The organism is Lichenihabitans sp. Uapishka_5, from assembly GCF_033947565.1.
Classification (GTDB): domain Bacteria; phylum Pseudomonadota; class Alphaproteobacteria; order Rhizobiales; family Beijerinckiaceae; genus Lichenihabitans.
This window is the reverse complement of the sequence record NZ_JARPVX010000107.1, coordinates 1-10012: the sequence shown is the minus strand read 5'-3', so window position 1 is coordinate 10012 and position 10012 is coordinate 1. Positions and strand designations below refer to the sequence as shown.

The 10012-nt window shown below is 67.3% G+C and carries 8 protein-coding genes; 3 read left to right on the top strand and 5 right to left on the bottom strand.

Annotation, left to right across the window (positions count from 1 at the left end; translation table 11 throughout):
• Positions 1-312 precede the first annotated feature (312 nt).
• From P7D22_RS20830 to hflX, 4 genes are all read right to left on the bottom strand, one after another.
• On the bottom strand, positions 313-1671 hold the full coding sequence (locus tag P7D22_RS20830; RefSeq protein ID WP_319936180.1) for a DUF3443 family protein: 1359 nt from the start codon (positions 1669-1671) through the stop codon (positions 313-315).
• Positions 1656-2048, bottom strand: coding sequence for a hypothetical protein (locus P7D22_RS20825; protein WP_319936179.1), 393 nt, complete (start codon positions 2046-2048; stop codon positions 1656-1658). Before P7D22_RS20825 ends, P7D22_RS20830 begins: the two co-directional genes overlap by 16 nt.
• Positions 2049-2070: 22 nt before the next feature.
• Entirely contained in the window at positions 2071-3966 is a 1896-nt protein-coding gene (locus P7D22_RS20820) for a potassium transporter Kup (protein ID WP_319936178.1), read from the bottom strand.
• A 249-nt stretch (positions 3967-4215) separates the two neighbouring features.
• Positions 4216-5574 (bottom strand): GTPase HflX, encoded by a 1359-nt coding sequence (gene hflX / locus P7D22_RS20815; protein WP_319936177.1) that lies wholly within the window; start codon positions 5572-5574, stop codon positions 4216-4218.
• A gap of 761 nt (positions 5575-6335) precedes the next feature.
• On the opposite strand from hflX, the gene P7D22_RS20810 reads away from it, so the two are divergent.
• The 3 genes from P7D22_RS20810 (at position 6336) to P7D22_RS20800 (ending at position 8782) form a co-directional block, all read left to right on the top strand.
• Positions 6336-7229 carry a LysR family transcriptional regulator gene (locus tag P7D22_RS20810; RefSeq protein ID WP_319936176.1) on the top strand — a complete coding sequence of 298 codons (894 nt, stop codon included), beginning with the start codon at positions 6336-6338 and terminating at the stop codon, positions 7227-7229.
• 130 nt (positions 7230-7359) lie between these two features.
• Entirely contained in the window at positions 7360-7956 is a 597-nt protein-coding gene (locus tag P7D22_RS20805; protein ID WP_319936175.1) for an NADPH-dependent F420 reductase, read from the top strand.
• 13 nt (positions 7957-7969) lie between these two features.
• Positions 7970-8782, top strand: a complete 813-nt coding sequence (locus tag P7D22_RS20800) for an SDR family NAD(P)-dependent oxidoreductase (RefSeq protein ID WP_319936174.1) — start codon at positions 7970-7972, stop codon at positions 8780-8782.
• Between the two features lie 248 nt (positions 8783-9030).
• On the opposite strand, the gene P7D22_RS20795 is transcribed toward P7D22_RS20800, so the two are convergent.
• The coding region (locus tag P7D22_RS20795; protein ID WP_319936173.1) for a mechanosensitive ion channel family protein at positions 9031-10012 on the bottom strand (982 nt) is incomplete at its 5' end.

The window sequence follows — 10012 nt, the reverse complement described above, 5'->3', positions numbered from 1 at the left end:
ATCTCCAGGTGTGCTCTTCCTCTCAGGAAGCCCTCCCGCGAGAGCGGGTTCGTCCTTGGGAGCAAATGAGACACAGCGCCAAAGGCGTAAGGTCCCGATCTGCATCGACTGGCCCAACCTAAAGCAAGCTAATCGATAGTGGGATGAGTCGGCAGTCACCGGCCGTCAACGTCGGTCTTCTTGTGCGTCTCGCTCCAAAGCGGATCGTCGCTTCACGGCCAAATCAAGCCGGAGCATCGCCGCTCGGCTCGGCGCTCATCGAATCGTTCCAGGACAAAAGGCCGTTCCAGAAGGGTTCATCGTTGGGGTCGCTCAGCGTGCGGTCGGCGGCCTTGCCGTATCCTGTATGCCGTAGAGCGGGCCTTCCCAATGCTCGAGCCGGGGTACGTCTCGTCCCTCGAAGACCACCATCACTCTCTTGCCCATAAAGAACGGGGCTCCCCAAACGAAGGAACGGGTTCCCTCGCTGGCCGCCGCCACCATCCCGTCCGAGGCTCCGTCGTTGCGGGTCAGCGTGCGCTGATAGTCGCCGACTCTGATCCGCCAAGGAAGCCGCGCCCCTGCCGGGCCAGCCATGGTGGCCTCGATCCACCGGTCCGGCGATGAACAGAAAGCCCAGGCCATTCCAGCGCATCGAGGAAGCTGGTCGTCCTCGATGATGTCGGTTTCGGTGCCGCTGTCGATGGTGCTTTCGGGGTAGGTCCTGCCACGGTAGGTCGTCGTGAACCGTCCCGCCGCGTCGAGCGGGAGGCGGCTCGCCGGTCCGGGCTGGTTATCGGGGGCGGTGCCGACCCCGAGTATCAGCGCGCCAACGACCTCCTTGGCGCCGCCGCCCGGAGGCGACGGAAGATCGAACACCACGCCGTTGTTGTGCGCCGGCAGGCGCGCCACTGGATTGGGCACGCGATAGGCCGGAGCCAGACGCCCGGCCACGGGCGTCCAGGTGCCTGGCCCGCCGACGAAGTAGGTCGGTCGCGTCGCGTTCTGTTCGCAGGTGCCGGGACAGTCGAAGAGATTTGGTCCGATGCCCAAGGTGCCGTTCGACGTGGGGGGCACTGTGGAGCGCGGGCAGGCCGCCGGCTGGGGACGCCCATCGTCGCTGATGACCTGGATGGGTACGTCCTCGGCGATCAGCCCACCCAGATGCAGGTCGGCGCGAACCAAGGGTCCCCACGCATCGTCATGAACGAAGTGGAGGCATTCCGCGAGCGGGCGCCCATCCTGATCCCGATGCGCAGGAAGGCTGATCCAAGCCGGGACGGCCGATGCCTCAAGGCGCAGGCCGGTCGAACCAGTGTCCAGCATGACGTCATCGATGGTCGCGCATCGCGTCGTTCCGGGCTCGCACACGGTCACGCTCACGACGAAGCGGTTGAACCCGCCATGCGGCGTCCGCACCGTCACCGGGAGCACGTTGTCGAGGTCTCGAGGCGAAGCCACCGCCGCGACCGGCTCGACGGCGACCCAGGCGGCCGGCAGTGCGGCCCCGGTGGAAAGCCATGCGGCTCCGACGGCCTGTGCGACTGCGGCTTTCGTGATCATGGTTTCGAGATCCGCTCCGACGGCCAGGGCATAGCCGGTTGGCCGGTCCTGTTCCACTCTCCAGTCCTGTGGGAAGACACGTGTGCTCTGCTTCCGGCGCGGCCCCACGACGATCAACAGCGCCGGCATGGGCTGAGGCTCACCACCAGCCGGCCGCGATCCCAGAGTTCCATGGCATGAGCGTCGACGAGGCGGCGCGTTTGCTCGATCGCTTCCTCGTCGTTCTCGGCTTGCAGAGGCGTTGCAGCTTCGATCCGCCCGCTGCGCCCGATGAGATAGGCCCGATAGGCAAGCTCGGCATTGCCAGACACATGAGGCTGCACCATGATGATCTCCAGCGACGAACGGAAGCGTTCCTGATTTGTTCTAATTGTCAGGAATTTGTTAACGAATCCTTTCCGGTCTTCCATAAAGGTCGGCGTGCCGTCGCCGCGAAGGGCAGCTTGGTCCGCGTGAACGCAACGGGATGAAGGCGCAGGGTTCTGCGAGGTCGCAGGCGCCGCCAAGTCCCGTGTTCGACCCGGCGTCCTACATCTCGATCCGCGTGCCCAGTTCCACAACGCGTTCGGGTGCGATCTGGAAATAGTCTGGCGCGCTCACGGCATTGTGGACCATGAAGGCGTAAAGGCGCTCCTGCCAGGGCGACAGGTCCGGCTTCATCGACGGCACGGGGTTCTCCCGGCCGATGAAGAAGGACGCCTTCCCGGCATCGCAGCCGACGGCATCCTCATGGGCCTTGAGCGCCGCCATCACGTCCGGCTTTTCCGCGAAGCCGAACACCATCCGGATCAAGCGGAAGCCTGATGGAAGCATCTCCGATGTCAGGCGGTCGGCTTCAGCCACCCTGGGCACCCGCTCGGTGCTGACCTTGAGCAGGATCACCTGCTTGTGCACCACGCCGTTGTGCTTGACGTTGAGCGCGAGCGCGGACGGCACGATGTCGGCCTGCTTGGTCAGATAAACGGCCGCGCCGCGCATGCGGATCGGGGCGTCCGGCTGGTCGAGGCTCGTGATGAAGTCGCGAAGCTTGACGGCGTTCTCGTCGCGCCGCTCGAACGACACCGCGCGCCCTTTGCGCCAAACCAGCATTAGGGTCAGCGTGATGGCGCCCACCAGCAACGGAAACCAGCCGCCGGCCGGGATTTTGTGGATGTTGGCGGATACGAACGTCACATCGAGGAGCAGGAACAGGCCCGCCACGGGGAAGACGAGACCGGCGGGCCAACGCCATCGCGCCGTGGCCACGGTGGTGACCAGCAGCGTGGTCACCAGCATGTCGCCCGCGACCGCGATGCCATAGGCGTTGGCGAGGGCGTCGGAAGATCGGAACCCGAACACCAGGGCGAGAACCACGATGGCCAGCAGCCAGTTGATCTGCGGCACGTAGACCTGGCCGGCGGATTCCTCGGAGGTCTGACGCACATCGAGCCGGGGAATGGCGCCGAGCTGGATGGCCTGCTGGACGAGCGCGAAGGCACCGGACAACACCGCCTGGCTGGCGATCACCGTGGCGGCCGTGGTCAGCACCACCGCGGGCACGAGCAGCCATCCCGGGAACAGCAGGAAGAACGGGTTCGACGCGGCGGCGGGATCCCGCAGCACGAGGGCACCTTGCCCGAGGTAGACCAGCATCAGGGCCGGCAGCACGATGGCGAACCAGTTGATGCGGATGGCGCGTCGGCCGAAGTGGCCCATGTCGGCGTAAAGCGCTTCCCCGCCGGTGAGGGCCAGAAACACCGAGCCGAGCACCGCGAAGGCCACGCCGCCCCCGGCATGGCCGGCATAGGCGAAGGCATAACGGGGGTCCAGCGCCAGCAGCACGCGCGGGTATTGCAGCAGGTGGACGAGCCCCAGCAGGCCGAGCGTGAGGAACCACACGGCCATCACCGGGCCGAACAGGAAGCCGACGCTGCCGCTGCCGCGGCTCTGGATGGCGAAGAGTCCGACGAGGACCACGGCCGCGATGGGCACGACATAGGGTGTCACGACCGGAGCCGCGATCCCGAGACCCTCGATGGCGCTGAGCACCGAGATGGCCGGCGTGATCATGGCATCGCCGAAGAACAAGGAAGCGCCCGCCAGGCCGATCACCAGAAGCCCCGCCTGCAGCCGCCCGGCCACCGGAAGCGCCAGGGCCAACAAGGCCATGGTGCCGCCTTCGCCGTCGTTGTCGGCCCGCATCACGAAGGTCACGTATTTGACCGCGACGATCAGGATGATGGCCCAGAACACCAGCGACAGCACGCCAAACACGGTGGCTTCGCCGGTCGCCCCGCCCGCCGCCTTCAGGGATTCCCGAAACGCATAGATGGGGCTGGTGCCGATGTCGCCGAACACGACGCCGAGGGCACCCAGCAGCAAGGCCGGTCGGATCGGGTGAGCCGCTACGGCAGGCGTCGAAGCAGCGGCCACGGAGGAGGTCATCGGCATGGTCCATCGCGCAGCGGCTGGGAGGCCGAGTTAACACGATGTCTCGAATCCCCCTACACCGAGCCGACCCGCCGTGTCGGGCCTCGACCGCGATCACGGGGCACGTCGCGCCCTCAAGGGTGCACGAACGCGGCATGGAGCGAGGGCTGGCAGGCGAGGTCGTCATGGTCGGGGATGGGAGGCTCCCATCATGGTCGTCCATCGGACGCCCCGGGGCGCCTCGCCATAGGTTCTCAGCCGAGACTAGGAAACCGCGATGAGCTTCCGCAAGCGCGCGATCCCACCCGGAAGACCGCGCAGGTGAAGGAGGCGGCCGTCCGGATCGAAGGTTTCCGAGAGGACGCGCACGTTCTCGTAGACGGCGCCGAGCAGGCCCTGCTGGGCGTAGGGCAACGTGAGCCGCTCTTCGACCATGGCGGATTCAAAGAAGGCGATGATCGTCGCACGCAGCGTGGCGACATCTTCGGGCGAGCTCGCCGAGAGCATGATCGCGTCGGGATGTTTCTCCAGCAGGGCGGCCCGACCGGCTTCGTCCACGCGGTCCATCTTGTTCAGGAGCAGCCGCGATGGCACCGCATCGGCGCCGATCTCGCGCAGGACGGAGCGGGTGACCTCGAGTTGCGCCTCGTAGGTCGGGTCGGAAGCATCGACCACGTAGAGCAGCAACGACGCGTCGAGCGCTTCGGCCAGAGTCGACCGGAACGAGGCCACGAGGTCGTGCGGAAGCTTCTTGATGAAGCCCACGGTGTCCGACACCAACACGCGGGGCGACGTTTCAGGCCGCAGCGCCCGCACGGTCGTGTCGAGCGTCGCGAAAAGCTGGTCGGCGACCAGCACTTCGCTTCCCGTGAGCGCCCGCATGAGCGAGGATTTCCCCGCGTTCGTGTAGCCGACCAACGCGACGCGAAGCTGATCCCCGCGGGCGGAGCGCCGCTGCTCGTCGTCACGCTGGATGGCGTCGAGCTGGGCCTTGAGCTCGGCCCGGCGGTCGCGGACCTTGCGGCGGTCGACATCGATATCGGACTCGCCCGCACCGACGCCACGCTGCCGGCCTCCACCCGTCGAGGACTCCCTGAGGCGCGGGACGACGTATTGCAGCCGAGCCATCTCCACCTGGAGCTTCGCCTCGCGGCTGCGCGCGTGGCGATGGAAGATCTCTACGATCACGCCGGTGCGGTCGAGCACGTCCGCGCCGGTCGCCCGCTCCAGGTTGCGGGCTTGGCTCGGCGAGATCTCATGGTCCACGATCACGACGTCGGCCAAGGGCTGGTCGTCCGGCGCTGGTTCGCCCGGCATGAAGGCTGGCTCGGCCACCCCCTCGTCGAAGCGCTCACGCGCCTTCGACTTCGGCGCGGTCGCCATCTTGCCGACCAGGCCCGTCCCGCCTGTGCGCGCCGCCAGGTCGCGGAGCCGCCCCTTGCCAAGCACGGTCGCGCCCTCGAGCGCCTCACGACGCTGCGACAGAGTGCCGACGACCTCGTGGCCCAGCGTTTTCACGAGGCGGGCGAGCTCCTCGAGGCTCGCCGCATGGGCCGCGTCATCGACGTCGGGAAGCTGGACGCCGACCAGGATGGCGCGCGAGACGGGCGGTTTGGTTTCCATACGTCTGCCTAGCACGGCCGGACGATCTATGGTTCCACACCTGTGGCCTCGAGCCGGCGCCGGTCGGCATGCGCGCTGTCCGGCCTCAGGCATCATCCTTGTCCGTGCATTTCGTCATCACGGAAGTTGCCAGTTCAGAGAATGACTTGATCGACGCTGGTCGACGGCGACACGACCCATCGACCGTCTTTCACGGTGCATCAGCACCTCACGGACGATGGCTGCCGTTCATTGAGCGAGGAACCTAGCAAGGCCGATAGATCGCACAGCAACTCGGGACCGAGCACCCTAGGAAATCCCTACGGCTATCATCAGGACTCGACCGAAGCGCTCGCGCGTTCCGCCGAATCCGCGGGACCGCTGACGTCGCGGGTCAGCCGGTTCGTTCGGGGCTCGCCCGGTACCTGCCATTTCACAGTGTGACACGTGGACGGCACGATCGCACGAGAACGATTGTGTTCCGAGTTGCAACACGGAATATGCGTGAAGGGCGGCGTACCGCCCGGGAAAAGTCGAAACCCGCCGTTCCGCTCCCGGCCAATCGAAGTCGTAGAGCAGCCGTTCGGCTTCGCGCCCAGTTCAGTCGTACGTGCGACTCGACGAGCCACTCCGAACCGGACATTCAGCAACGCGCTCCACCTTTCGCGTCGAGCTCGCGCCTTTCTATCGGACAGTCGCCCGGGCGTTGACCATTTCCAAGTGCTTCTCGGCAACAGCAGAGCCATTGCAAGCCGGCAATAACAGCGGCATCAGAACTGCCCATGAGCCAGTGGGATGATGTCCGCTACTTCCTCGCGGTTGCGCGCGGTGGATCGCTCCGGGCGGGCGCCGAGCGGCTCGGCGTCAAGCACTCCACCGTGCTCCGTCGCCTGGCCGAACTCGAAGACCGACTGGGCGTAATGTTGTTCGACCGGCTGCCTTCAGGCTATCGGATGACAGGCGCTGGCGAGGACGTGCTGCACCTCGCCGAGCGTATGGAGGCTGCGTCGAATGAACTCGAGGCGCGCGTGTTCGGGCGCGATCAGCGCCTGCGCGGGCCCTTGCGGGTGACGCTGCCGCAAGTGCTGGCGACCCACCTGCTCATGCCGGATTTCGCAGCGTTCACCGCGCAGCATCCTGAGGTGGAGGTCGAACTGCTGCCCTCGCATGAGCCCGTCAACCTCACCAATCGGGAAGCGGACGTCGCCATCAGGGTGGTGTACGACCGCAACGCGCTTCCGATGAATCTTCACGGCATCAGAGGCCCGGAGGTCGCGGGCGGCATATACCTGTCGCGTGACCTGCTCGCGAGCTGGAAGCTCGGCGCCCTCGAGCGGTTGCGCTGGGTGGTGCAGAACCACATCGGCATCCCCGACTGGGCCGGCGGCATGGCCATCGCCGTCGCGGACGAACTGTTCAGGACCACGGATTCCGAGGCGCAGATCATGGCGGTGCGCCACGGGATCGGCATGGCGATGCTGCCCTGCTTCGTCGGCGACGTCGATCCTTCCCTTTCGAGGGCGCCGGGCGCTCCGCTGAAGACGCATGGCACCATCTGGCTGCTCACCCAGGGCGAGACACGCAAGACCGGGCGCGTGCGGGCGTTCACCGGATTCATGGCCAAGCGCCTCGCGGCACATGCCCCGTTGCTGGCGGGCGGACGTCCGGCCGACTGAATCTTTGCCGGTCGCGGGCGGTGCGCCTGCGCACAACCGATGTCGATTTCCGGGCGGTCCTCTGGCGGTGCGGTGATCCCACATCATCGGGTGGGGCGACGCCGACGCGTCGCGCGACAGGGGATCGGACATGGATTACGCGATCATCGGCTTCGGGCCGGTTGGCCAGGCGCTGGCGAGGATGTTCGCCCGCCAAAGCATGGACGTGATGGTGGCGAGCCGCAGGCCGCCCGCGGACCACGCCGCACAGGCGGGCGCGATCGGTCCGACGGTGCGACCTGTTCCGCTTGCCGAAGCTTTGGCGGCCAGGACGGTGCTGCTGGCCGTGCCGTTCCGACAGGTCGACGCGCTGGCCGCCGTCGTGGATTGGCAGGGCAAGATCGTGGTCGATGTCACCAACGCCTACGGCGTGCCGGTCGAGGAGCTCGGGGGACAGCCCTCGTCTGGGGTGACGGCCCGCAAGCTGGCGGGATCTCGGCTCGTCAAGGCCTGGAACCACCTCGCAGCGGCCAAGCTGGCCGCCGACCCGACCGTGCATGGCGGCCGCCGCGTGATCTTCGTGTCCAGCGACGATGCGGAGGCCGCCGCCGAAGTGTCCGGGCTGGCGGAGCGGCTCGGCTTCGCGCCGGTGGCGCTTGGAAGCCTCGCCGAGGGCGGCGCGCTCGTCCAGGCGCGCGGGGAGAGTTGGGCTCCGCTTATTTTCCAGGACCTCGTCAAGTTCGCGTGAGGAGCACAAAACCATGATCATCGATTTGTCCGGCCGCACGGCGGTCGTCACCGGATCAACGGCCGGGATCGGTCGCGCAACCGCAGAAGGGCTGGCGCGCGCGGGCGCGGCAGTGGTGGTGAACGGCCGCACGCCTGAGCGTGTCGAACGGGCGCTGAACGGGATGCGGCACGCGATCCCGGGCGCGACGCTCACCGGCGTCGCCGCGGACTTGGCGACGGCAGAGGGCGCGGAGGCGCTGATCGCCGCAGCGCCGGATGCCGATATCCTTGTCAACAACGTCGGCACGGCTTTCCTGCGCGACTATAAGGGTGTCGACGACATTGCTGCCATCCCGGATGCCGATTGGCTGGGGTTGTTCCAGCTCAACGTGATGAGCGGCGTCCGCGCGTCCCGCCACTACCTGCCGCGCATGGTGACGAAAGGCTGGGGCCGCGTGGTGTTCGTGTCGAGCGAGTCCGCGGTCAACATCCCCAAGGAGATGCTCGACTACGGCATGACCAAGACGGCGCAACTCGCCATTTCGCGTGGGTTGGCCGAGGCCGTGGCGGGAACGGGCGTCACCGTCAACGCCGTGCTGCCCGGCCCGACCCGGTCGGAGATCCTGGGCGACTTCATGGTCAAGCAGGCGGAGGCGAACGGCATCACGCAGGAAGAGGCCGAGCAGGGCTTTCTCGCGGCGATGCGCCCGACCACCCTCATCAAGCGCTTCGCGACGACGGAGGAAGTCGCCAACATGATCGTCTACGCCTGCTCGGAACAGGCCGCGGCGACCAGCGGCGCGGCCTTGCGGGTTGACGGCGGCGTCGTCCGCTTCGTCGCGTGAGTCAGCCAGCGCGGAGGATGGCCGGCGCAAGCGGATCCGGCCACCGTAGGCACGGTTTGCCTCACCCGCAGCCGTAAGGGTGTCTCATCAGGGATCCCGCCATGGATGTCGATCAAGCCTTCCGTGGTTCAAGGATCCTCCACGCTGGCCAGATAAGCGGCGTGGGAGTGCGATCTCCAGCGTGCTCCAACGCGACGCTTCATGGTGCAAGCCGAGGCACGTGAGGTCGCCTGGTCCTCGCGAGATCTTCAGGGCTTCTCGGCGAACAGAATCCCGGCCTCCGCCAAGGCTGCCTCGATCCCCCTCAGCGCCGCGGCGCGCAGGTCGAACTGCCGGCCCGGCAGGGTCGTGAACTTGCAGCGGAAGACCTTCACGCCGGGGTCGATGCGGGACAGCTTGGCCTTGAGGGGTTCGCGGAACAGCGGGCCGAACTCAGGGTCGGCCTGGAGGGTTTCGCCGATGCGCTTGACCAGCTTGCGGACGCGCTCGCTGTCGGCCGTCACGGGAAGCGGCAGGTCGAACTTGTCGATCACCCAATCGCGCGAGGTGTTGCGCACCGTGCCGAGCGCCCCGTAGGGCACGAAGTGAATCGGCCCGTTCTGGTGGCGCAGCGCCACGGTGCGCAGCGTGATGCGCTCCACCGTCCCCTTGGTGCTCGACCCGCTCTCGATATATTCGCCGATGCGGAACACGTCCTCGACCAGGAAGAACACGCCCGAGATCACGTCGCGCACGAGCGTCTGCGCCCCGAAGCCGATCGCGAGGCCGAAGATGCCGGCGCCGGCGAGCAGCGGCGTGATCTCGATGCCCAGCGTCCACAGCGCCGACAAACCGAACAGCACCGCAAAGGCGATGAGCAGCGTCGTGCGCAGCAGCGGCAGCAGCGTGAGGAGGCGCGTGTGCTCGGCACTGCCGGCATGGGGGTCGTCGGCGCCAAGCTGGAGCAGGCGGCGGTCGATGCCGGTTCGGATGGCGACCCAGCAGGTTTGCGCGAGGAGCAGCAGCGCCACGGCACCCCCGAGCCGCAGCACGGCGCGCGCGGCCGGGCTCTCGCCTGACAGCAGCGCGTCGACCGGCAGGTCGATGACCGCGAAAGCCACCACCATGCCGACGAGCAGGATCGCGAGGCGCACGACGGACAGGATCGCCAGGAGGCCCAGGCTCTGCTCTCCGGCCGCTTCGGCGGTCGCCTCGCCTTCGTCTCCGTCGCGCCACGCGGTCTCCGTGGCG